Source organism: Vibrio diazotrophicus (assembly GCF_038452265.1).
GTDB lineage: Bacteria > Pseudomonadota > Gammaproteobacteria > Enterobacterales > Vibrionaceae > Vibrio > Vibrio diazotrophicus.
The window spans coordinates 2423132-2446933 of the sequence record NZ_CP151842.1 but is presented as its reverse complement, the minus strand read 5'-3'; the positions used below and the strand labels follow the sequence as shown (position 1 = coordinate 2446933).

The following is a 23802-nucleotide window of genomic DNA, read 5'->3' as shown; positions in this document are numbered from 1 at the left end:
TTGATGAGCTCCCAAAGGGCGAGTTTTATTCGCTCCTATGCTGCGTTACTGATTTTCTACGTAGAATAACTATGTATTCAAATCAGTGCCTTGCCTAAGAGCGAATAAATTCTCGCTGAACAGGCATCTTGAGGTTACTTGGGTATAAATCTTAATTAAAAAATAACAACATAGAGAACGTTATGGCTGTTGAAGAACTCCCAGCAGAAGCTCCGAAAGGTAAAAAGAAACTACTGATCATCATTATTGCTGTCGTTGTGTTGTTAGTCGGCGGTGTCGCAGCCTTTTTCCTTATGGGCTCTGACGATTCAAGCCAAGATAGCGATATGAGCGCTAGCCAAGCTTCCGCTCAGGTTGAACCAGTATCTTATGTAAATATTGCTCAGCCGTTTGTGTTTAACGTAACCAGTGATACCCGTAATCGCGTGGTACAGATTAAAGTACAACTCATGGTTAGAGGCAGCGAAAACGACAATCTTGCTCGTTATCACTCACCTCTGATTGAAAGTACATTGCTTGCAACATTTGCCTCTGCAACGGTTGAGCAATTGCGAGAAGTAACAGGCCGTATTGAGTTACGTGATAAAGCGACCGACGACATTAAAGCCGTAATGACGAAAGTGGTTGGTAAACCAGTCATTGAACGTGTGTTGTTTACTGATTTTGTAATGCAGTAGGTGAAGTGTGACCGATCTATTAAGCCAAGACGAAATTGATGCGCTACTCCACGGGGTAGATAGCGTTGACGAAGTAGAAGAAAATCTCGACACTGCGGACGAAAGTGCCATCTCGTTCGACTTCTCGTCACAAGATCGTATTGTTCGTGGTCGAATGCCAACGCTCGAACTTATCAACGAGCGTTTTGCCCGTCATATGCGGATCAGTTTATTCAACATGTTGCGAAAAACCGCCGAAGTTTCGATCAACGGCGTGCAAATGATGAAGTTCGGCGAATATCAAAACACCCTTTACGTTCCTACCAGTTTGAACATGGTTCGTTTCCGTCCGCTTAAAGGTACGGCGCTTGTGACCATGGAAGCTCGTCTTGTTTTCATCTTAGTAGAAAACTTCTTTGGTGGTGATGGACGCTATCATGCGCGTATCGAAGGGCGTGAGTTCACGCCGACTGAGCGTCGTGTTACTCAGCTACTGCTTAAAATCGTATTTGGCGATTACAAAGAAGCTTGGTCTCCGGTGATGGGGGTTGAATTTGAATACTTGGATTCTGAAGTAAACCCAAGTATGGCGAACATTGTCAGCCCGACAGAAGTGATTGTTGTCAGTTCATTCCATATTGAAGTGGATGGCGGCGGTGGTGATTTCCACGTTGTTATGCCTTATTCGATGGTTGAACCTATCCGAGAACTTCTTGATGCGGGTGTTCAGTCAGACAAGATGGAAACAGACGTTCGTTGGAGCTCGGCGCTTCGCGAAGAGATCATGGATGTACCTGTTAACTTCCGAGTGAACTTATTAGAACAAGATATTGCGTTACGTGATCTTATGGAGCTTCAGGCAGGGGATATCATCCCAATTAAGATGCCAGAACACGCTGTTATGTTTGTTGAGGAATTGCCAACCTATCGCGTTAAAATGGGACGCTCGGGTGAAAAAATGGCAGTTCAGATTTCAGAAAAAATTAGACGTCCTGATGTTGTCAAAACTGACCTCGCATTTCTTGGTAAAGACATTATTGCCGAGTTAGATGACGAGGAAGATGAAGACGACGAAGAGTTGATTGATTAATAGAATAGGTAGCCTAGATGTCAAAGTCAGATGATCAAAAGCTTGCAGATGAGTGGGCAGCAGCCCTTGGCGAAGATCCAAACGCGCCAGATATAGATGTTGATGAAATTTTAGCGGCACCTTTGGATGAGTTAAAAGACACCACATCACCAATCACGGATGACGAGCGTCGTAAGCTTGATACCATCATGGATATTCCCGTGACCATCTCAATGGAAGTCGGGCGCTCTAAAATCAGTATCCGTAACTTGCTGCAACTTAACCAAGGTTCTGTTGTGGAACTAGATCGAATTGCTGGTGAGTCTCTGGATGTGATGGTTAATGGCACCCTGATTGCTCACGGCGAAGTGGTTGTGGTCAACGATAAGTTCGGTATTCGTTTAACTGACGTTATTAGTCAAACAGAACGTATTAAGAAATTGAGATAACATTATGCGCAAATTCATAGTGTTATCTTTGGTTGCCAGCCCTGCGCTGGCAGCTCAAAGCGACCAGTTCGATATAGCGGCTACATTAGGGTCGCTATTGTTCGTTATAGCCATCATCATTGGTATGGCTTGGTTACTTAAACGGATGCGAGTTCCTGCATTTGGTCAGCAAAAGGGCTTGAGCGTTGTTCGCCAGTTACCGATTGGCACCAAAGAACGTTTGATGATAGTACAAGCGGGAGAGGAGCAATTTCTGATTGGCGTTACATCTCAGTCAGTTCAGTTGATCTCTAAATTGGAAACTCCATTGACTCAGGAGGAGCTAGAGTCGGTACCATTCTCTAACACTTTGACTCAGCTACTAAAAAAGAATGATAAAAACACACCTGTTTGATGTGTTGCGCAATCTATGGGCTCGCTTGGCGCTTATTGTCTGGGTGAGCGCTTTGGTTTTTACGCCGTTAGCTTACGCGCAACAAGAGCTGGAAACACCTATCCCTTCTACTGCTGCTGGCGCACAGAATGTAACTGTGACAGCGATGCAAAAAGACCAAGGTGCTTCGCGTACTATCGCTATGGGTAGCAGCAGTGGTGGTGCGGGAATTCCCGCCTTTACCATGACCACCAATCCTGATGGTAGCGAAGATTACTCGATAAACTTACAAATTTTAGCCTTAATGACCATGCTGGGCTTTTTGCCTGCCATGGTCATTTTGATGACTTCATTTACCCGAATCGTGGTGGTGATGTCGATACTTCGACAGGCGATGGGTTTGCAACAAACGCCATCAAACCAAGTCATCATTGGTATCGCAATCTTTTTGACCTTCTTCATCATGTCTCCGGTAATTAATAAGATTAATGAAGAGGCGGTTCAGCCTTATTTGAATGAACAGATGACCGCAAGAGAGGCGTTTGATACCGCCCAAATCCCGATGAAGGATTTTATGCTCAAGCAGACTCGCGTGAAAGATTTGGAAACCTTCGTCAACATATCGGGCTCTGATGCGCAAAACCCAGAAGATGTCTCTATGGCGGTATTGATTCCAGCGTTTATCACCTCTGAGCTAAAAACCGCTTTCCAGATTGGCTTTATGCTGTTTTTGCCATTTCTGATTATCGACCTTGTTGTGGCATCGGTACTGATGGCAATGGGTATGATGATGTTGTCACCGATGATCGTATCGCTGCCATTTAAACTTATGTTGTTTGTGTTGGTTGATGGATGGAACTTGATTCTCTCCACACTCGCCGGCAGTTTTGCGTTGTAGCGGGAGAAAAGCATGACACCTGAAATATTTGTTGAACTCTTTCGTGACGCGTTATGGATGGTACTCATTATGGTGTGTGCCATCATCATTCCGAGTCTGCTGGTGGGTCTGGTTGTCGCAATTTTTCAGGCCGCTACGTCAATCAACGAACAGACGCTGAGCTTTTTGCCGCGTTTGATCGTCACACTGCTGGCTTTGATGGCGTTTGCCCACTGGATGGTGCAAATGCAGATGGATTTCTTTTATTCCATGATTGAGCGTTTGCCTCAAGTTCTCTACTAGGAGCAAACATGGAGTATCCAGCCACTGTCGTCCTTGATTTTATCGCCAATTATTTTTGGCCATATACGCGCATCTCCGCGATGCTGATGGTAATGACGGTAACGGGTGCTCGATTTGTTTCTGCACGAATTCGTCTCTATTTCGGCTTAGCCTTAACCTTAGCGCTTATGCCCGCTATTCCAGCGGTACCGGACAACATTCAACTGCTTTCTCTTCAAGGATTTATGATTACTTTGGAGCAGTTGGTCATTGGTGTCTCCATGGGGATGGTAACGCAGTTTATTATTCAAACTTTCGTTATGCTCGGCCAGATTCTAGGTATGCAATCGAGCTTAGGTTTCGCATCCATGGTGGACCCAGCCAACGGTCAGAATACGCCGTTGCTTGGTCAGTTGTTCATGTTCTTAGCCACTATGTTCTTTCTTGCCAGTGATGGGCATTTAAAGATGATTCAATTGCTGGCGTTTAGCTTTAAAAGCTTACCCATTGGAGAGCCGGGGCTGAACAATTTAGATTTCCAGCAGATGGCACTCTGGTTCGGGACTATATTTAAAGTTGCGTTAAGTATGTCGCTGTCAGGCATCATCGCGTTGCTGACGGTGAATTTGTCATTTGGTGTTATGACCCGTGCTGCACCGCAGTTGAACATTTTCTCTTTGGGTTTTGCGTTTGCCTTGATGGTCGGCTTACTGCTTTGTTGGTTTATCATCAGTGGTCTTTATACTCATTACGAACTCTATTGGTTGCAAGGCGAGCAACAGGTTTGCAGCCTTATCCGATTAGATTGTTAGCTTTAGGAGGCTGAGTTGGCAGAATCAGACGGTCAAGAAAGGACCGAAGACGCCACGCCCAGAAGGCTGCAACAGGCCAAAGAAAAAGGTCAGGTTGCGCGTTCGAAGGAGCTGGCTTCTGTATCGGTATTAGTGGTTGGCGCAGTGTCTCTGATGTGGTTCGGAGATGCGTTAGCAGGCGGACTTTTTGCCTCAATGAGACGTTTGTTCAGTTTGAGCCGAGAGGAGATTTTCGATCTAGGCAAACTGTTTGATATTGCGTCATCGGCTCTCGTTAATCTTCTTCTCCCGCTTTTGTTGGTGCTGATTACTCTGTTTATTGCTGCTTTTATTGGCGCTGCTGGCGTAGGCGGTGTGAATTTCTCTGTGGAAGCGGCAATGCCAAAGTTTTCGAAACTGAATCCGCTCAGTGGCTTCAAGCGAATGTTTGGTTTGCAAAGCTGGGTTGAGCTGATCAAGTCGATATTAAAGGTTTCTTTAGTCGCCGGAGTGGCGTTTACCTTAATTGACCGCTCGAAGCACGATCTGTTTCAGCTGAGCCTGGATGTGTTCCCGCAGAATATCTTTCATGCGTTGGATATCTTACTTAACTTCGTCCTGCTGATTAGCTGTTCATTGCTGGTGGTTGTCGCGATTGATATACCTTTCCAGATTTGGCAACACGCCAACCAGTTGAAAATGACCAAGCAAGAAGTGAAAGATGAGTACAAAGATACAGAAGGTAAACCGGAAGTTAAGGGCCGTATCCGGATGCTGCAACGTGAAGCTGCTCAGCGCCGTATGATGGCAGAAGTACCACAAGCCGACGTTATCATTACTAACCCAGATCACTTCTCCGTTGCATTGCGATACAAGCAAAATACCGATAGGGCACCGGTGGTGGTCGCTAAAGGTGTTGATCATATGGCTCTGAAAATTCGTGAAGTGGCGCGAGAGCACAACATCATGATTGTTCCTGCTCCGCCATTGGCGCGTGCCTTATACCATACCACTGAATTAGAACAGGAAATTCCAGACGGCTTGTTCGTGGCGGTGGCTCAGGTTCTGGCTTACATTTTCCAGCTTAAACAATATCGCCGTAGAGGCGGTCAGCGTCCGATACTGCAAGAAGAGAAGATGCCAATTCCGCCGGATATGCGTTATTAGCGGGATGGAAACCTCAATGGGTAAAGCAACACAAAGCGCTCAACATATCCAATACGCTTAAACTAGGGCATTCTTGCCCTAGTATCTTTGTTGCATTTTACCCATTGAGACTCAATGTGCTTACTTTTTTGGGTGATTACTTTTCAGGGATAGAAATCAATACCAGCAGTGCACCAGCGCCACCAAACTCTAATGGCGCTTGATGGAATGCCATTACGTCAGGGTGCTGTGCCAACCACAGCGGCACTTTTTGCTTCAGGATATGTTTACCGATACCGTGCTGCACACAGGCGGTATGCACACTCTCTTTTACGCAGTAAGCGATCATAGCCCCAAGTTCACGTTTGGCTTCTTGTTGGGTCATGCCGTGCATATCTAAGAACACATCCGGTACGTAGACACCACGACGCAGTTTTTTCACTTCATATTTAGAAACGTCATCGCGAGCGTAGCGAGTTGGACCTTCTTCGCTGAGTAGCGGTACAAACTCGTCAGAGAAGTAAAAATTACTGTCGCTTGCTTCACGTGAACCTTTGATGATTTCTTTTTGTTTAGCATTTCTGTTTGGCTGTTGGACTATGGTATCCTGCGTTAACTTTTTTACGCCCTTTACTGCATCGCGAAACATTGCAAAATCATCGTCAGCGTCTAAATAATCATTGTCGTTGTAATCGGTGTCTTTTTTGCTCATTAGAATTGGTTAATCAGTTACTAATCAATATTCGCAGTATTGTAGCGCTTTTCGGAGGCAATTTTGGATAAGATTTTTGTAGAAGAAGCCGTTTCGGAACTTCACACCCTTCAGGATATGATTCGTTGGACGGTTAGCCGTTTTAATGCAGCCAATTTATTTTATGGTCATGGAACGGATAATGCGTGGGATGAAGCGGTGCAACTTGTGCTGCCAACCTTATATCTGCCGATCGACGTGCCTCCTCATGCTTTGAACTCTCGCTTAACATCTAGCGAGCGTTTACGTATTGTTGAACGTGTTATCACACGTATTAAAGACCGCACTCCAACCGCTTATTTAACCAATAAAGCGTGGTTCTGCGGGTTAGAGTTCTTTGTCGATGAACGTGTACTTGTACCTCGTTCGCCAATTGGTGAACTGATTCAGGCACAATTTTCACCTTGGCTGGTTGAAGAACCAACTCGCATTATGGATCTGTGTACTGGCAGTGGTTGTATTGCGATTGCTTGTGCGTATGCTTTCCCAGAAGCGGAAGTGGACGCGATTGATATTTCGACAGATGCCTTAGCGGTTGCAGAGCAAAACATTCAAGATCATGGTCTTGAACAGCAAGTGTTCCCGATTCGTTCGGATCTGTTCCGTGATTTACCAGAATCACAATACGACATTATCGTTTCTAACCCACCGTATGTAGATCAGGAAGATATGGATAGCTTGCCTGCGGAGTTCAAACATGAACCTGCTCTAGGCCTTGCTGCTGGTACCGATGGCTTGAAACTGGTTCGTCGTATTCTTGCGAATGCACCACGTTACCTATCAGAAAACGGTATCTTGATTTGTGAAGTGGGCAACTCGATGATTCATATGATGGATCAGTACCCACACATTCCATTTACTTGGTTAGAGTTTGAAAATGGCGGTCACGGTGTGTTTATGCTTACACGTCAGCAACTGCTCGAATGTGCCTCAGATTTCGCACTTTATATCGATTAATTTCGAACTCTCGCAAAGCGCCGACCTTAGTGTCGGCGTTTTCATTTTTGGGCTGGCTATTTTTGTCCAATTTGATGCGGTTAAGGGCTTTACATCAAAACGTAATAAAGCCACTATGAATCCACGAAGAATAGCTATCAGTATGTTGGAAGTGGTTCGTTCCTACTTTCAACGCACTAATTTGAGGAAGTAATGGCAGGAAACAGTATCGGACAACATTTCCGAGTAACCACATTCGGAGAAAGTCACGGTATCGCACTTGGATGTATCGTAGACGGATGCCCTCCGGGACTTGAGATTAGCGAGGCGGATTTACAACTCGACCTAGACCGTCGCCGCCCGGGCACATCTCGTTATACCACTCAGCGCCGTGAACCGGATGAAGTGAAAATTCTTTCTGGGGTTTTTGAAGGAAAAACCACAGGAACGTCGATTGGATTACTGATTGAAAATACCGATCAGCGTTCAAAAGATTATTCAGAAATCAAAGATAAATTCCGCCCAGGGCACGCTGACTACACCTACCATCAAAAGTACGGCATTCGTGATTACCGTGGTGGTGGCCGTTCGTCTGCTCGTGAAACGGCAATGCGCGTTGCTGCTGGTGGTATTGCGAAGAAATATCTGAAGCAAGAATTTGGTGTTGAGATCCGTGCTTACTTATCACAAATGGGTGATATCTCGATTGATAAAGTGGATTGGAATGAAATCGAAAACAACGCTTTCTTCTGTCCAGATGTCGATAAAGTGGAAGCATTCGACCAACTGATTCGTGACCTGAAAAAAGAAGGTGATTCTATCGGTGCCAAAATACAGGTGGTTGCAACCAATCTGCCTGTCGGTTTAGGTGAGCCGGTATTTGATCGCTTAGATGCAGACATCGCACATGCGTTGATGAGCATTAACGCGGTGAAAGGTGTCGAAATCGGTGATGGTTTTGATGTGGTCAATCAACGTGGCAGTGAGCACCGTGACCCACTTTCTCCGGAAGGTTTTAAGAGCAACCACGCAGGCGGTATCTTAGGTGGCATTTCTACGGGGCAGGACATTATCGCGAACATTGCACTTAAACCAACATCGAGCATTACGGTTCCGGGTGACACTATCACTCGTGCTGGTGAACCAACGCAACTGATTACGAAAGGTCGTCATGACCCATGTGTTGGTATTCGCGCGGTGCCAATTGCTGAAGCTATGCTGGCGATTGTATTGATGGATCATTTGTTGCGCCATCGTGGTCAGAACCACGGTGTAACTACAGAGACACCACACATCTAATCTCGGATTTATGAATGAAAAACGCCCTCACTTGAGGGCGTTTTGTTTTGCATTATGAGTTGCAGCGAAACTGGTTTACTTATTCCAGTTCAGTGAATCGAGTTCTCAGCTTCAAGGTGAAAAGACGGTAAACGCCATTTAAAACGGACCGCAGCCATGCGTAGCAGGTAACCGACCACTAAAGTAATGATGGTGCTGGTCACATCATTCACCCCAAATTTTAATAATGCTAAATAGAGCACTGAGGCGACAAGTGCCACGGAAGCATACAGCTCGTCATGCAATACCAAAGGTTGTTGGCGACAAATCAGATCACGCAGCAAACCGCCAAATACACCGGTTACCAGCGCGGACACCACACAGATTACTTCATGCAGCCCCATGCCCATTGCCACTTTGGTGCCGATAATACTGAATACAATCAAACCCAGAGCATCTAAGCGAATAAACAGACCTTTAAGCTTGATCACCCATTTGTAAACACCGGTTGTCACAACGCCCGCAACGCAGGTAATCAAAAGAAATTCTGGATTCTCTACCCAGCCTAGAGGGTAATGACCCAGCAAAATATCACGTACGGTTCCGCCACCAATAGCTGTAGCGCTGGCGACTAACATGACACCAAACCAATCCATCTTTTTGCGACCAGCGCTGAGGGCACCAGTCATGGCTTCCGCTGTAATCCCGATAATGTACAAAACGCTGAGCAGCATAGTATTACACCTATAAATGATTGTTGGTTGAGAGTCGTGATGAATCAGGGGCTGAGAAAGGTGCGCAGTGTAGTATCAGATGAAACGGAATACGACCGCTTTTTGGCGTTTTGACATCAGTTTTACAGATAAATAAAACTAATACATTCATTCCTGCACTTTACCTCAGAGCAAAAAGCCGCGAAAATGCAGCTCGTTGTTAACTTCATACGTCGCATACCCAAGAACTTGCTGTTATGTCTCACCAATACACTGATTTGATCGACATCTTTAACCAAACCTTCTTCAGTTCGTTTAACACTAAGCTGGAGTTAGGCGGTGACGAGCCTGTCTACTTACCTGCTGATGATAAGGTGGATTATCACCGGATTATCTTTGCTCGCGGCTTCTATGCTTCTGCTTTGCATGAAATTGCGCACTGGTGTGTGGCTGGCCCTGAACGTCGTTTATTGGAAGATTTTGGTTACTGGTATCATCCCGATGGTCGTTCTGAGCAAGTGCAGGCAGAGTTCGAGAAAGTCGAAATTCGTCCCCAAGCTTATGAGTGGATACTGGCGCTCAGTGCAGGGTTTCCTTTTACGGTAAGTTGTGACAACCTTAGCGGCGATTTTGAACCAGACCGTCTGGCATTCATGGCGAAAGTCCATCAAGAAGTCTTGAGTATTTTGCAACATGGATTACCTGAACGAGTGAAAATGCTTTCTCAGGCATTGCAGTCGTTTTATCAGACACCAGAACTAACGGCTGATCAGTTTGTGATTAAGTAACCCATACGCAACTGCACAGTCTTGATAAAACTAGGTATTCATAGAACATGATTATTGAATTTGAAGAAAAACTTTTAGAGCTGATTGATACACGTATTGCCACTGCATCGGATGATGAACTGTTTGCTGGTGGTTATTTACGTGGGCACATTTCACTATCCGCAGCATCGTGTGAAGAAGAAGGCATTGAAGACATCGCTGAGCTAAAAGTACGTATTGAAAAAAGTTTGGAAGAGGCTCGCTCTGAGTTGACGCCAGCAGACCGTATTATTGTGTCTGACTTATGGAACGAGTTATCGAACCAAGCTTAGTCACAGTGCGAAGAACAAAATACAAAAGATGGCAGCAATTACGCTGCTATTTTTTTATGCGTTGATTGTTCATTGAGAAACATCGATAGGTGAGGCGCGAATAACGCATCATTCAAAATTTTTGAATGACCTCATACAATAATTCGGCTTGTGGGTAAGGTGTTCAAAGATTAATCTAATCACATCAAAACAGCACACAGGATTATCGTCATGAAAGTTATCGCATTCGGTGCAAGCACCAGTTCAACCTCTATTAACAAAGCATTGGCAACTTATACAGCAAATTTGATTGATGGTGCTGAAGTTCAAGTGCTGGACATCAACAACTACAACGTACCTATGTTCAGCGAAGATCTTGAAAAAGAGATTGGTCAGGCTGAAGGCGCGTTAGGCTTCCTACGTGATTTAGCACAGGCAGATGCATTTGTTATCTCTTTTGCTGAGCACAACGGTCACTACCCTGCAGCGTACAAAAACCTGTTTGACTGGGCGACTCGTATCGACCGTGAAATATTTAAAAATAAACCAGCGGTATACTTAGCAACATCACCTGGTCCTGGCGGCGCATCATCAGTATTAGCTGCTGCTTCAGGCTCTGCTGGCTACTTCGGTGGCAACGTAAAAGCAACAGTTTCAGTACCAAACTTCTACGACAATTTCGATATGGAAAGCGGTGTAGTAACTGATGAAAGCATCGCGGCTCAACTAAAAGAAGCGGTAGCAAAACTGGCTGCTTAATCTTTAAATCGCATTGATAAAGAAGCCTCGCTATTGCGAGGCTTCTTCGTGTTTGCAGAACCGATTTACTTCTCTGTTAACGCTTTCCCTTTGCGCAGCTTTCTTACCCACATTCTGCTTGGATGAAGGGTTTCAAGCACATCGTTAGGCAGAGGCAACGGGTCACCACTCATTTGTGAGGCGAGCAGTTCAGCCATGAGTGGCGCGGAACTCAAACCGCGCGAGCCCAACCCAAGTAATGAATACAACTGAGGATATTGGGCAATATCAGAAGCGTCGCTCTCGCTCATCCCGTTTAGTTCGGAGTATTGTTCTGTAATTGCTTCAAAGTTCCCAACGTTACCCACAAACGGAAGGTGATCGCGACTCACGCAGCGAATGCCTTGGCGAGATTGGTTCTCGCTCACATCGACACTGTTTGGCCATGCTTGCTGAGGTAAGCAGTTTTTGAGGCGCTGAGCGTTTTCAACTTGAGCCTGTGGATCAAACTCTTGATCTAAGTGTGAACGGTCGTAACTGGCACCGATACAGTGATGTTGATTGTTCGGGTTACAAGGCGTCATATAACCGTCATAGCAGAGCACAGTGTTTAATTGCTGCAATTCGTGGTTGGTTGGGATATGACTTACTTGCCCTTTTACTTTACCGAGAGGGACAAATTGTGTTTGCGTCAGGCTATCAAACAGATGCCCAGTGGCAATAACAACCGCTTGATGGTGGAGCTTTTTCTCTCCACAGGTCAGTTGCCACTGTTTTTCTTCCTCTTGCCAGTCGAGCGAATCAACATGGTGCTGGTAGTAAACCTTTAGCTTACCTTGTTGCTCTAGCTCAGCAATTAAGCCTTGAGTTAACTGAGCAGGAGACAGCCAGCCGCCCATAGGGTAGGAGAGACTTTCCACATCTACCGGCAATCTCACCATTTGGTTGGTCTGATCAACATTATGTTTGGATACCAATTCCGGCGAGAAATCCGCTTTCAACATGGTGTCCAGTTTCTTGGTCGATTTGTCATCCCACATTAGCTGAGTCACGCCACACCAGTCATGGTCAAACGAAACGGTCTTTGCCGCTTGGTCGATAAATTGGCGAGCAAATAAAAAGGCTGGAGCAAACACACGTGATACGCCAGAGTGTTCGCTATTAAGCAGAGGATATACTGCACCCTGACGATTGCCCGACGCGCCTTCCGCAGGGGCTTCATCTTTGCAATACATAGAGACCGATATACCTCTTGCTGTGAGTGTTTTTGCAAGAGCAGCACTGGCAATACCACCACCAATAATCGCAACGTCATGCAGATTGTCAGTCGCTTCAACATGGAACCAAGGTTTAATGTTGCTGTACGCCGCTTTATCTTTAAGCTTACCGGCAATCATTTCTCGCTTAGTACCGAAGCCTTTGACTTTCTTCATATCAAAGCCTGCTTCGATTAAACCTCTACGCACGAAACCCGCCGCCGTGAAAGTTGCGCAGGTACAATCTTGTTTAGCCAGTTTTGCCATGCCATTGAACAGCTCTTGGTTCCACATTTCAGGGTTTTTGCTTGGTGCGAAGCCGTCTAAAAACCAAGCATCAACAATGCCTTGCTTGAGAGTTGGCACTTTTGGCATACAGTCTTTAATGTCACCAAACCACAAATCGAGAGTAATTGCACCATCGGCTAAGACAATACGGTGACATTCAGGAACGGCAATCGGATAGAATTCATGGAGTTGTTGTGCGTAATCAGCCAGTTCAGGCCAAGATTCATGCGCTTTAATTAAGTCAGCCTTACTTAGCGGGAACTTCTCAAAACTGATGAAATGTAACGATTGTAGTATCGCTTCGGGGTTTTGCTGTCTAAACTTCTCAAACCAATGCCAAACTGCGAGGAAGTTTAATCCAGTACCGAATCCTGTTTCGGCAATGACAAAACGCTTTTGGTCATAATCTTGCCATCTTTGAGGAAGATTATTTTGTGTTAGAAACACATAGCGAGTTTCTTCCAGTCCATTGACGTTTGAAAAATAAACATCATCGAACTGGTCTGAAACCGGCGTTCCGGCATCATTCCAGCCAAGCTGTGCGTTAGTAATGGATGTCATAGTAGGAAAATTCTTTCAAATTCGGCGAAATATTGTCGAGATTGTACGGATTAATGGGAAAGCTGACCACTTTTGAAGTCCATCTTCGTTATCATTTAACGAATTATTGAATAATAGGAATGTCACATGAAACGAGTCGTAATCACCGGTATGGGTATTGTTTCAAGTATCGGTAACAACGTCGAAGAAGTTTTATCGTCTCTTAAAGCTGGCAAATCAGGCATCACAGGCTCTGAGCAATTTAAAGAGCAAGGTCTTCGCTCACAAGTTTGGGGTAACTTGAAGATGAACCCTGCTGACCATATCGATCGCAAACAGATGCGCTTTATGGGTGATGCGGCGGCATTTGCTTACCTATCAATGGAACAAGCAATCGCTGATGCGGGTCTTGCTCCTGAACAAGTTTCTAATGATCGTACAGGTATCGTTGCAGGTTCTGGTGGTGCATCATCACTGAACCAAGTGATCGCTGTTGATACTCTACGTGAGAAAGGCGTGAAGCGTATTGGTCCATACATGGTACCGCGCACAATGTCTTCAACGGTTTCTGCATGTTTGGCAACGCCATTCAAAATCCGTGGTGTGAACTACTCAATCAGTTCTGCATGTGCAACTTCGGCACACTGTATTGGTCACGCTATGGAGCTTATCCAACTAGGCAAACAAGACATCGTATTTGCAGGTGGTGGTGAAGAGCTAGACTGGTCATTGACTATGATGTTCGATGCAATGGGCGCACTATCTACTAAATACAATGATTCACCAGACAAAGCGTCTCGCACTTATGACGCAGACCGCGACGGTTTCGTTATCTCTGGTGGCGGCGGTATGGTTGTTATCGAAGAACTTGAGCATGCTCTTGCTCGTGGCGCGAAAATCTACGGCGAGATCGTAGGTTACGGTGCGACTTCTGACGGCTATGACATGGTTGCGCCATCAGGTGAAGGTGCTGTACGTTGTATGAAGATGGCAATGCAAGGCATCGACAAAGTGGATTACGTGAACACTCACGGTACATCAACACCTGTTGGTGACGTGAAAGAACTTGGTGCTATCCAAGAAGTGTTCGGCGGCAACAGCCCAGCAATTTCTGCAACGAAAGCAATGACAGGTCATGCTCTAGGTGCAGCGGGTGTACACGAAGCGATTTACTCAACTCTAATGCTACACCACGGCTTCATCGCGCCGAGCATTAACATCGATAACCTAGACGAAGCAGCTGCTGGTCTGGATATTGTAAGTGAAATGCGTGAGCAAGAGCTAACAACAGTTATGTCAAACAGCTTTGGATTCGGTGGCACTAACGCCACTCTAGTAATCAAGAAGTACGAAGCTTAAGAGACCTACCGTAAGGTAATACCAATTGGAGTAACGACTTACTTAGATTGGTATTTTGGTTTCCAGAACCGATCAGTTTGACTGATCAAACAGACGCTGACTTTGTCCCATGGAGAGCGGGACGAGATCCTTTTGTTCTGGATATTGCCCAGTGGCTATTATTGCCACTGGGTATTTTTATTTTTGGGGCTTAAGCCTATTATCCTCGACACCTTCCGCTCTTTTTTGCACAATGCCTGCTATAGAAGGGAAACAGGCCCCCTATGGTTAAAATCAGGGTTAAATTCTGCAATGAAAATCTTAATCGATGAAAATATGCCTTACGCTGAAGAGCTATTCAGCCAATTGGGCGAAGTGATCCTTAAACCCGGTCGTACTCTAACTGCCGACGATTTAGTCGATGTAGATGCGCTGATGATTCGCTCAGTAACTAAAGTTGATGAAGCGCTATTGAGTAAAGCTAATAAACTACGATTTGTAGGTACGGCAACAGCTGGTATGGACCATGTCGATCAAGCGTTACTTGAGCAACGTGGTATTTTCTTTACCGCTGCACCGGGTTGTAACAAGGTTGGCGTTGCTGAATACGTAGTGAGTGTCTTGATGGTCTTGTCGCAGCAACATGGCTTTTCAATTTTTGAAAAGACAGTTGGTATTATTGGTGCAGGGCAAGTGGGTACTTACCTCTCTGAATGCTTAACTGGGATGGGTATTAACGTTCTGCTGAACGATCCACCGAAGCAGGCAGAAGGAGACTCTCGCGAGTTTACGCCGCTTGATGAGTTATTAAGTAAAGCAGATGTCATCACGCTGCATACACCAATCACTACTGACGGCGAATGGCCGACTCATCATCTGATTAACGAACAAGTACTTGAGAGCCTGAGAAGCGATCAAATTCTGATTAACGCTGCTCGTGGTCCAATCGTCGATAACGCAGCGCTGAAAGCTCGTTTGCAAAAGCAAGACGGCTTTATTGCAGCTCTAGACGTGTTTGAGTTTGAACCACAAGTGGATATGGATCTGTTGCCACTGCTAGCGTTTGCTACGCCACACGTAGCGGGCTATGGCTTAGAAGGTAAAGCGCGCGGAACAACAATGATTTTTAATAGTTATTGTGAGTATATCGAATCAAGCGCTTTTGCTAACCCTTCAACTTTATTGCCAATCGCACCTATTCCTAAAGTCATACTGGAGCGCGCTTGGGATGAAGCAACATTATTTAATTTGATTCAACTCGTCTACGATGTAAGAAAAGACGATGCGCAGTTTCGTCGTGAAATCGGTCAACCGGGTGCGTTTGACTTAATGCGTAAGAATTATTGGGACAGACGCGAATACAGCGCGATCACGCTTGTTGGTGATGAGCTGTCCAACTTAGCACCGCTAGAGAAATTAGGTTTTAGAATTGAGGTAACCAATGAGCCAGCAATTTAATGTAGCAATCTTCGGCGCAACAGGCGCAGTCGGTGAAACAATGTTAGAAGTTCTCAAGGAGCGTAAGTTTCCAGTTGATGAACTGTTCTTGTTGGCGAGTGAGCGTAGCGAAGGCAAAACTTACCGTTTTAACGGTAAAACGATTGAGGTTCAGAACGTAGAAAACTTCGATTGGTCCCAAGCACATATTGCGCTGTTCTCGGCAGGTGGTGACCTATCTGCAAAATGGGCACCGATTGCTGCGGATGCTGGTGTGGTGGTTATCGATAATACCTCACAATTCCGTTACGACTACGATGTGCCGCTGGTTGTGCCTGAGGTTAACCCTGAAGCGATTGCTGAGTTCCGCAACCGCAATATCATTGCTAACCCGAACTGTTCAACCATTCAGATGCTGGTGGCATTAAAACCGATTTATGATGCTGTCGGTATCGAGCGCATCAACGTTTCTACTTATCAGTCGGTTTCGGGTGCAGGTAAAGCGGGTATTGATGAGCTTGCAGGTCAAACGGCAAAACTTCTTAATGGTGTACCAGCTGATAACAATGCATTCAGCCAACAAATCGCGTTTAACTGTATTCCGCAAATCGACGTATTTATGGATAACGGTTACACCAAAGAAGAGATGAAGATGGTGTGGGAAACCCAAAAAATCTTCAACGATCCTTCAATCATGGTTAACCCGACTTGTGTTCGTGTGCCTGTGTTCTACGGTCATGCAGAAGCTGTTCATATTGAAACCAGTTCACCGATTGATGCAAGCCAAGTGATTGAGCTTTTGAAACAAACTGAAGGTGTTCGTGTATTTGAAGGGAATGACTTCCCGACTCAAGTTCGTGACGCTGGTGGTATTGATGACGTGTTGGTCGGTCGTATCCGTAACGACATCAGTCACCACAGTGGTATCAACCTATGGGTTGTTGCTGATAACGTACGTAAAGGCGCAGCAACAAACGCAGTGCAAATTGCAGAAGTATTGGTTCGCGATTACTTCTAAATTGGCTTTTTGACAAGTCTGTATTGAACACAAACTTATCAGCTAACTGATGTAAAAAGGGAGTCGTTTTACAACGACTCCCTTTTATTTATTGGTTGGTAAGGTTATTCAACCCATTCAATTTCTTTCTGTGGTGTGCCCCAAATAGGCAAACCATCTTCCGACCACTCAATTGGCTGCACGCATGCGTGACGGTTTGGGTCCCACAGCGGGTCGCCTTCGATACCTTTGTAATTACGAGCATGGTAAATCATGTAATCTTTGCTGCCGTCTTTACTGGTGGTGAAGCTGTTATGACCCGGTCCAAAGATGTTTTTTTCCTCTGCCGTTTCAAATATTGGGTTTGGATATTTAGTCCAGTTTGAGGCGTTCATCAAATCCGCATTCTCATCAATCGAAAGCACACCCATGCAGTAACGTTCATCGGTTGCACTTGCGGAATAAGTGAGATGAATTTTTCCATGGCGGTGCAAAATCGCTGGGCCTTCGTTAACTAAGAAACCGCGAATTTCCCAATCAAATTCTGGTTTAGTCAGCAGTACTGGAGCACTTGAAAGTGTGGTCGGTGAATCCATCGTCGCGATATACAGACAAGAGTTGCCCGGAATCACGGCGTCTTTTTGAGCCCAAATGTAGTACCACTGGTCATTGTGTTTGTAGCAAGTTGCATCTAAACAGAAAGTGGAAAGACCACTATCTACTTGAGTTGGTTCGCTCCATTCACCTGTTAAAGGATTGTCACTTTGTGTGGTGATGGCATACATACGATGCTGAAACGCATTGTTGACGATTTCACGATTGGGTGCGGCAGCAAAGTAAATCGCCCATGTACCGTCAATGTAGTGGATTTCAGGTGCCCATATCAGATCAGAGTAAGCGCCAGTGTCTGGTTTATGCCACACGTCAACGATTTCCGTCGTTGTAGCCAATTGATGAATGTGTTCAGCTCGACGAAGCTCCAGCCGGTTATATTCTGGCACCGAAGCAGTGAAGTAGTAATAACCGTCGTTGTGCAGATAGACGAACGGGTCGGCTCTTTGCTCAACCAGTGGGTTTTTAATAATCATTATGGCTCCTAGCCATGAAATCATGGCAATACAACGTGGGGGCAGCCCCAGTAATCTTATTAATGCTTATGCCGACTCTCGGGGAATTAAATCACCCTCAACTTTCATCATCATGACTTCTGGTGGTGTTGATGAAAGCAGTGTCTCTACCGCAATTCGTCCCATTTCGTCATAAGGCAAATCAACAGAGGTGAGAGAAGGGGTGAGTTCACTCGCCAAGAGCTGGTTATCGTATCCAATAACCGCGACATCCTCAGGAATGCGAAGGTTGTGATGTGCAAGTGCCTGATACACACCAATCGCCATTAAATCACTGGCACAAAATATGGCGCGAGGTCGGTTAGCTTGTGAAAGTAAGTTTTCCGTTTCTAGATAACTTTGTTTAACTGACCAGTTACCCGCTTTTATCCAGTTGTCATTTACCAAGATATCAACGTTGGTCAGCGCTTGACGGAAACCTCGCAAACGTTGGATCGATGAATCTGACCAGCTTTCACCGGTAATCATGGCGATATCTTTGTATCCTTTATTGACGAGGTACTCGGCAGCGCGATAACCACCTAGAAAGTCCGAAGTCAAAACACTCGGAACGTCTTGAACATAAAGGGGATTCGTGCAGTTTAGAAACAGCATTGGTAACTGACTACTGATGGTTGATTCAATTTGAGCTGGTGTGTTTGAAGCAACAATCAGAGCGTCATAACCGCTATTGTTGATTAAGGACAACATGCTGTTTTTGAGCTCATCATTGTCTTCATAGTCGAACACCGTAAGAATGGTATCCAGTTCCCAAGCGCGAACTTTAGCGGCAGTGATCGCGTTAATAAACGGATCGTGCATGTTCATGCTGTTGATTAGTAGTGCTATGCGACGGTGAGATTGAGTGTGTAATACATTGGATTTGAACTTATAGTTCAGTTCTCTTGCTTTACTGAGCACTTTTTCTCGGGTTTCTTCAGATACTTTTACGTTGTCTGAACCGTTCAAAATAACGGAAACCGTCGGTTGTGATACGCCCACTGCGGTGGCGATATCTAACATGGTGACCTTTTTTTTCTTTCGCATAGCTCTGCTTCTTCTAGTAATACTTGTGTTCTTTGGAGTTGAGGTATTTCCATTGACGAAAAAGTCCCTCAACTTCAAAGATGCATGGTTGTGACGTTGGTAATTACAAATTACTTAAAACGTCATTGATGCGACTTTCAGCATCAGCAAGTGCTTCATCCACGTCTTTTGAACCCATAATCGCTGCTGCTAACTCTTCACCAATAATGTCTTGCAGCGCCCATTGACGTTGCACGCCAGCTGGGAGTCCACGACCTGTTTGCGTGACGGACAGAATGTTTGAGCGGTGAGGTAGTGACAAGAATTTCTCATCTTTTAGCACACTCGATACGCTTGGTAGATGTCCTGTTCGTGCCCACTGACCGTCATTTTCAGCGAAGAATTTAAACAGTTTGGCTATCGCAGCGTCTTTTTCGTCATCACGACGTTTGCTTGGTACAACCCATGAGTGACCATCTACGTAGTGAGCTTTTGCTCCTTTGTATAAAAATGGGTAAGGCACGGCTTCATAAGCGTTGTAAAAAGGACTGTCTGCCTGCGCGGCTTGTTCGTCGTAAGCACTTAACAACCAGTTACCATTCAACAATATACCGCCTTGACCATTACTAAATGCAGAAACGGTTGCAGGGTAGTCCATATTTTTGGTTGTTAAGTCTTCTTCGTAGATCGTTTTAAATAGATTTACGATGTTTTTTGCTTCAGGTGTTTGTAGCGATATTTTTTCTGGGTTAGCAAAGAAATCACTGTTTTGTTGGAATAGGTAAGTGTATAGAAGACGCGTATAAGAGGCCGTTTCATTCGATAGGATCTGAATGAAATAAGGTTTACCTGTTGCTTGTTTAAACTGTCTTGCTTGAGCTAATAGCTCTTCAGGAGAGTTAGGAATAATGGGTTTCCCTTCACTATCAACCAGATTGGCTTGTTTCATCAGCTTCATGTTTACGTGGTACAGCATGGTCCATGTGTCGATTGGTAGACCATAAAACTGGCCTTCACGGGTTACGCCATCCGTCGCTGTTGGCGTAAATATTGATTTATCGACATTCTCCATTTTCAAGAAGTCGTCAATAGGCACAATTAAGTTACGCGACTGATAGTCAGAAATTACAGAGTTATGCATAGTCACGACATCAGGTGGAGTACGAGAAGCCATTTGTGCGGTTAGCTGATCATATCCCGGCCATTCAACAGTTGTGACTCGTACGTCGATATCTGGGTTTTCCGCATCGAACTTGTTAAGCAAAGTGGTCATGATTCCACATTCGCCATTTGCCGCACTGACATCCACCGATTTTGCGTATTCTGCTTCGCAGGCACCAAAAACACGTTGAATGTTTAATTCCGTTTTTGCGATAGCATTGCCGGCAGACAGCATACAGCCAATGGCTAGTGACAATGTAGAGATGTAGGGTTTCATATCTAAAAGCCTTATTATTTTATTGTTTAATGTTTACCTATTCATACGGCTTACTTGAGTAGGCGGTTTATGTAACGGTAAAGCTTATTCAAATCTGTCATTTCCTGATGTTGATGGTTTTATTTGTTCAGGAAAGTTCTACTGTTTCACTGCGCCGCCAGCTACGGCAGTCACGATGTGTTTTTGGAAAAAAATGTAAACAAGGATGATGGGTATCGCCGAGAAGATCGCTTGCGAACTTAAGAAGCCTAAACCTTCCGTTTGAGCAAAGTTGGTTTGCGACGATGCAATACCTATCGTGATGGTGTACATCGATTTGTCTGTCGCAGAGATCAACGGCCAGAAGTAATCGTTCCATGAGGTTAAGAATGTCAGAATCGCTAATGTTGCTTGCGCTGGAATAGTGAGTGGCAATAACACCTTCCAGAAAATCTTAAACTTAGAGGCGTTATCCATGATTGCAGCTTCATCGATTTCTTTTGGTATCGCTTTGAAAAATTGCGTCATCAAGAACACCCCAAAAGGCGCAGATAAGCCGGGCAAAATTAAGCCTAAATAGGTGTTGTGAAGCTGGAATTCACTAAACAACTGATGACGAGCGATAATAACCGCTTGCTCAGGCACTGCTAGGCCCATAAGCACAATCACAAACAGTGTTTTCTTCATTGGAAATTCGAGTCGAGCGAAAGCATAACCGGCTAAAGAAGACAGCGTCAGCACACCCAGCGTCATGCAACCGGATACGATCAAGCTGTTCATTAGCCAGTGAAACACTGACGAACTACGAAATATGTCTAGGTAGTTTTGTAATGTGTATGGGAAATGGAAAACCGCATCCGTGCCTAACATCAACTCTTGGTTATCTTTCAAACTCAGACCAAGCATCCAAAGAAACGGCGCGACCATAATCAGTGACAATACGAGCGTGAGCACTAGAATTGCACGGTTGGTTTTTTGAGAGTTCGGTTGATAGGTTATCTGTTTTTTTGCCGCAGATGAGTCGGCAATATCTGAAGATAGATTCATTTTTGTTGCACTCATCAAAGTTATCCTTTTTTACGGCTAATCATAAATTGAGCGATTGCAGCCACGAGGATGATCAGGAATAGGACTTGCGAAGCCGCAGCAGCCATACCAATATCCCAGCGACGGAAACCAGCATCGTAAATGAACATAACGATGGATCGTGATGTGTTGTTTGGTCCGCCGTTAGTCATAAGCAACGCTTGACCAAATAACTGGAACTGCATGACGATTTCGATAATCGTTACCAAGATAATGGTGCGGGTAATCGATGGCAGAGTGATTTTTCGGAATGTGGTCCATTTGCTGGCGTTATCCAGTTGCGCTGCCTCATACAAGTCTTTAGGTATTTGCTGAAGTGCGGCGGTAAACAGAATCATTGGCAAGCCCAAACACCACCAGATTGTCGCGATAGCGATAGATTTCAATGCCCAGTCTGGGCTCGATAAGAATGGGATAGCTTCCAAATTGAGCCAATTGAATACCATCGACATAAAGCCGTCATTTGGAATAAAAATGATGCGCCAAATCAGTGTTACCACTGTCACGGATAGAATAGTTGACGCAAAAAATACCCCACGCAGAATATTCGCGGTTCTGGTTTGCTGGTTCAGCGCCATCGCCAAACCTAAGCCAAGGACAACGAGGGCTGGTACGGTAAGTAAAACAAAGTAGCAAGTGTTCCAGATGGTCTGGATGAATATCTTGTTGTCAAATAGGCGGACATAATTGCTCCAACCGACAAATTTCCCCGGACCAAACAGGTCAACTTTCTGAAAACTTAGGTAAATTCCCCAAAAAAGCGGTAGTGCAATCATAAAAATGAACACGAGCAAATAAGGCGTGATAAAGAGGAAGTTACCCCAACGCTCCTTGGTGGAAGATTGCGTTATGCTCATAGTGCACCTCCGTGGTAGGCCTTTTCGCTTTCATCAAACAGATGAACGGAATCGAAATCGATATTTAAGCCAACATGCTGATTTGTTTGGAGATGACGCTTACTACTTGCTTCTGCAATCAGCATTTTTCCACTTTTTAATGAAACGTAAACCAGAGTACGGTCGCCCAATCGCTCTATGAACGTTATCTTACCTGTCGCATGTGCTGGCTCGTCATTTTCAGTGATGACGATATCTTCGGCGCGAATGCCCATTTCAAATCGCTGACCTAAAGGTAAGTGGTGAGTATTGATGGTTGAGTGAATAGCAGCGAACTGATCAATGTGGATAACAGCTTTTCCATTTACCTCTTCTACTTTATCGACATCAAAGAAATTCATTGCGGGAGAACCCACAAAGCCAGCGACAAATTTGCTTGCCGGACGCTGGTAAATTTCGATAGGAGTACCGATCTGTTCAATACCTTTGTTATTTAGAATGACGATACGATCAGCGAGGGTCATTGCTTCCACTTGGTCGTGAGTCACGTAAATCATAGTGGTGTTTACGCGTTGATGAAGTTGAGCCAGTTCTATGCGAGTACGACTACGAAGCGCAGCATCAAGATTAGATAGCGGCTCATCAAACAAGAATGCACTCGGTTCACGAACGATGGCACGGCCAATGGCAACACGTTGACGCTGACCACCAGAAAGCTCAGCAGGTTTGCGATTTAGCAGATGTTCAATTTCCAAAATACGCGCAGCTTCGGACAATCGTTGCTCAATAACAGACTTTTCAGTACCGATGTTTTTGAGACCAAAAGTCATGTTTTCTTCCACACTCATGTGTGGATAGAGAGCATAGTTTTGGAAAACCATTGAAATGTTACGGTGACCTGGGGCTAATGTGTCCAGACGTTTTCCGTCCATCCAAATTTCGCCGCCACTAAGGTTTTCTAGTCCCGCAATCATTCGTAAAAGGGTCGATTTACCACAGCCGGATGGACCAAGAAAGACAATAAATTCCCGTTCTTTTATATGGAAACTGATGTCATTTAAAACCATTGAACCATTATATGCTTTGGTTAGATTTTTAATCTCAATCGATGCTGCCATTGGTTCGTCCTTTGAATTTATACTTGTAGGGTGTTGTTTTTTTGTTTGAGTTAATAATATAGCTAATATTATTAGTTAGTAGCGGTGAGTATTATAAAAGCAATAAGAGATCACAAAATGACCAGTTATAGGTGTGGGAAATAATTGTTGGATCACACTTAATGTGGATGATATGAAAGTGCTGGTTATTTAGACGTGTGAGTTAGATCAAAGTTAAAGA

General features: G+C 44.8%; 25 protein-coding genes. 16 read left to right on the top strand and 9 right to left on the bottom strand.

The genetic code is table 11. The features are described 5' to 3' along the window. Positions 1–182 precede the first annotated feature (182 nt). From fliL to flhB, 8 genes are read left to right on the top strand one after another with little or no spacing between them, the layout of a single operon-like run. On the top strand, positions 183–677 hold the full coding sequence (gene fliL, locus AAGA51_RS11180; RefSeq protein ID WP_042484003.1) for a flagellar basal body-associated protein FliL: 495 nt from the start codon (positions 183–185) through the stop codon (positions 675–677). A 7-nt stretch (positions 678–684) separates the two neighbouring features. Next, positions 685–1746: a flagellar motor switch protein FliM gene (fliM, locus tag AAGA51_RS11175; RefSeq protein ID WP_042484000.1), complete on the top strand. Its 1062-nt coding sequence runs from the start codon at positions 685–687 to the stop codon at positions 1744–1746. 17 nt (positions 1747–1763) lie between these two features. Further along, positions 1764–2174: a flagellar motor switch protein FliN gene (gene fliN / locus AAGA51_RS11170; protein WP_042483998.1), complete on the top strand. Its 411-nt coding sequence runs from the start codon at positions 1764–1766 to the stop codon at positions 2172–2174. Between the two features lie 4 nt (positions 2175–2178). Beyond that, positions 2179–2568 (top strand): flagellar biosynthetic protein FliO, encoded by a 390-nt coding sequence (gene fliO / locus AAGA51_RS11165; RefSeq protein ID WP_042483995.1) that lies wholly within the window; start codon positions 2179–2181, stop codon positions 2566–2568. Further along, complete coding sequence (gene fliP, locus AAGA51_RS11160) at positions 2546–3445, top strand: flagellar type III secretion system pore protein FliP (protein ID WP_042483992.1); 900 nt, start codon at positions 2546–2548, stop codon at positions 3443–3445. Before fliO ends, fliP begins: the two co-directional genes overlap by 23 nt. Before the next feature lie 12 nt (positions 3446–3457). Next, positions 3458–3727, top strand: coding sequence for a flagellar biosynthesis protein FliQ (gene fliQ, locus AAGA51_RS11155; RefSeq protein ID WP_042483989.1), 270 nt, complete (start codon positions 3458–3460; stop codon positions 3725–3727). Between the two features lie 8 nt (positions 3728–3735). After that, positions 3736–4518, top strand: coding sequence for a flagellar biosynthetic protein FliR (gene fliR / locus AAGA51_RS11150; protein WP_042483988.1), 783 nt, complete (start codon positions 3736–3738; stop codon positions 4516–4518). A gap of 15 nt (positions 4519–4533) precedes the next feature. Beyond that, a complete protein-coding gene (flhB, locus tag AAGA51_RS11145) occupies positions 4534–5664 on the top strand; it encodes a flagellar biosynthesis protein FlhB (RefSeq protein WP_042483986.1) in 1131 nt (376 codons plus the stop codon). A gap of 136 nt (positions 5665–5800) precedes the next feature. Here the strand turns inward: flhB and smrB are convergent, their stop codons facing one another. Continuing rightward, on the bottom strand, positions 5801–6355 hold the full coding sequence (gene smrB / locus AAGA51_RS11140) for an endonuclease SmrB (RefSeq protein ID WP_042483983.1): 555 nt from the start codon (positions 6353–6355) through the stop codon (positions 5801–5803). Between the two features lie 63 nt (positions 6356–6418). Here smrB and prmB point away from each other — a divergent pair, with 63 nt between their 5' ends. Beyond that, complete coding sequence (prmB, locus tag AAGA51_RS11135; RefSeq protein ID WP_042483980.1) at positions 6419–7351, top strand: 50S ribosomal protein L3 N(5)-glutamine methyltransferase; 933 nt, start codon at positions 6419–6421, stop codon at positions 7349–7351. A gap of 192 nt (positions 7352–7543) precedes the next feature. Then, on the top strand, positions 7544–8629 hold the full coding sequence (gene aroC / locus AAGA51_RS11130) for a chorismate synthase (protein WP_042483977.1): 1086 nt from the start codon (positions 7544–7546) through the stop codon (positions 8627–8629). 89 nt (positions 8630–8718) lie between these two features. Here the strand turns inward: aroC and AAGA51_RS11125 are convergent, their stop codons facing one another. Continuing rightward, complete coding sequence (locus tag AAGA51_RS11125; RefSeq protein WP_042483975.1) at positions 8719–9342, bottom strand: trimeric intracellular cation channel family protein; 624 nt, start codon at positions 9340–9342, stop codon at positions 8719–8721. Between the two features lie 236 nt (positions 9343–9578). On the opposite strand from AAGA51_RS11125, the gene AAGA51_RS11120 reads away from it, so the two are divergent. The 3 genes from AAGA51_RS11120 to AAGA51_RS11110 all read left to right on the top strand — a co-directional run bounded on the left by AAGA51_RS11120 (position 9579) and on the right by AAGA51_RS11110 (position 11158). Next, positions 9579–10109, top strand: a complete 531-nt coding sequence (locus AAGA51_RS11120; RefSeq protein WP_042483972.1) for an elongation factor P hydroxylase — start codon at positions 9579–9581, stop codon at positions 10107–10109. 47 nt (positions 10110–10156) lie between these two features. Beyond that, positions 10157–10420 carry a YfcL family protein gene (locus AAGA51_RS11115; protein WP_042483970.1) on the top strand — a complete coding sequence of 88 codons (264 nt, stop codon included), beginning with the start codon at positions 10157–10159 and terminating at the stop codon, positions 10418–10420. 210 nt (positions 10421–10630) lie between these two features. Then, positions 10631–11158 carry an NADPH-dependent FMN reductase gene (locus tag AAGA51_RS11110; protein ID WP_042483968.1) on the top strand — a complete coding sequence of 176 codons (528 nt, stop codon included), beginning with the start codon at positions 10631–10633 and terminating at the stop codon, positions 11156–11158. A gap of 65 nt (positions 11159–11223) precedes the next feature. Here AAGA51_RS11110 and mnmC read toward each other — a convergent pair whose 3' ends face one another. After that, the gene (mnmC, locus tag AAGA51_RS11105) at positions 11224–13242 is read right to left on the bottom strand and encodes a bifunctional tRNA (5-methylaminomethyl-2-thiouridine)(34)-methyltransferase MnmD/FAD-dependent 5-carboxymethylaminomethyl-2-thiouridine(34) oxidoreductase MnmC (RefSeq protein WP_042483966.1); all 2019 of its coding nucleotides are present in this window, start codon (positions 13240–13242) and stop codon (positions 11224–11226) included. A 126-nt stretch (positions 13243–13368) separates the two neighbouring features. Here mnmC and fabB point away from each other — a divergent pair, with 126 nt between their 5' ends. From fabB to AAGA51_RS11090, 3 genes are all read left to right on the top strand, one after another. Further along, positions 13369–14580, top strand: a complete 1212-nt coding sequence (gene fabB / locus AAGA51_RS11100) for a beta-ketoacyl-ACP synthase I (protein WP_042483964.1) — start codon at positions 13369–13371, stop codon at positions 14578–14580. 291 nt (positions 14581–14871) lie between these two features. Further along, positions 14872–16017, top strand: coding sequence for a 4-phosphoerythronate dehydrogenase (locus AAGA51_RS11095; RefSeq protein ID WP_042483963.1), 1146 nt, complete (start codon positions 14872–14874; stop codon positions 16015–16017). Further along, complete coding sequence (locus AAGA51_RS11090) at positions 16001–17014, top strand: aspartate-semialdehyde dehydrogenase (protein ID WP_042483960.1); 1014 nt, start codon at positions 16001–16003, stop codon at positions 17012–17014. The genes AAGA51_RS11095 and AAGA51_RS11090 overlap by 17 nt, the downstream gene beginning before the upstream one ends. 104 nt (positions 17015–17118) lie before the next feature. Here the strand turns inward: AAGA51_RS11090 and AAGA51_RS11085 are convergent, their stop codons facing one another. From AAGA51_RS11085 to AAGA51_RS11060, 6 genes are all read right to left on the bottom strand, one after another. Next, entirely contained in the window at positions 17119–18081 is a 963-nt protein-coding gene (locus AAGA51_RS11085; RefSeq protein WP_042483957.1) for a glycoside hydrolase family 43 protein, read from the bottom strand. Positions 18082–18147: 66 nt separating this feature from the next. Next, positions 18148–19146, bottom strand: coding sequence for a LacI family DNA-binding transcriptional regulator (locus AAGA51_RS11080; RefSeq protein WP_042483954.1), 999 nt, complete (start codon positions 19144–19146; stop codon positions 18148–18150). Positions 19147–19249: 103 nt separating this feature from the next. After that, positions 19250–20563: an ABC transporter substrate-binding protein gene (locus tag AAGA51_RS11075; protein WP_042483951.1), complete on the bottom strand. Its 1314-nt coding sequence runs from the start codon at positions 20561–20563 to the stop codon at positions 19250–19252. Positions 20564–20701: 138 nt separating this feature from the next. After that, entirely contained in the window at positions 20702–21604 is a 903-nt protein-coding gene (locus AAGA51_RS11070; protein ID WP_217995507.1) for a carbohydrate ABC transporter permease, read from the bottom strand. A 5-nt stretch (positions 21605–21609) separates the two neighbouring features. Then, positions 21610–22485, bottom strand: a complete 876-nt coding sequence (locus AAGA51_RS11065) for a carbohydrate ABC transporter permease (RefSeq protein WP_042483949.1) — start codon at positions 22483–22485, stop codon at positions 21610–21612. After that, a complete protein-coding gene (locus AAGA51_RS11060; protein WP_042483946.1) occupies positions 22482–23582 on the bottom strand; it encodes an ABC transporter ATP-binding protein in 1101 nt (366 codons plus the stop codon). Before AAGA51_RS11060 ends, AAGA51_RS11065 begins: the two co-directional genes overlap by 4 nt. Positions 23583–23802: the final 220 nt, after the last annotated feature.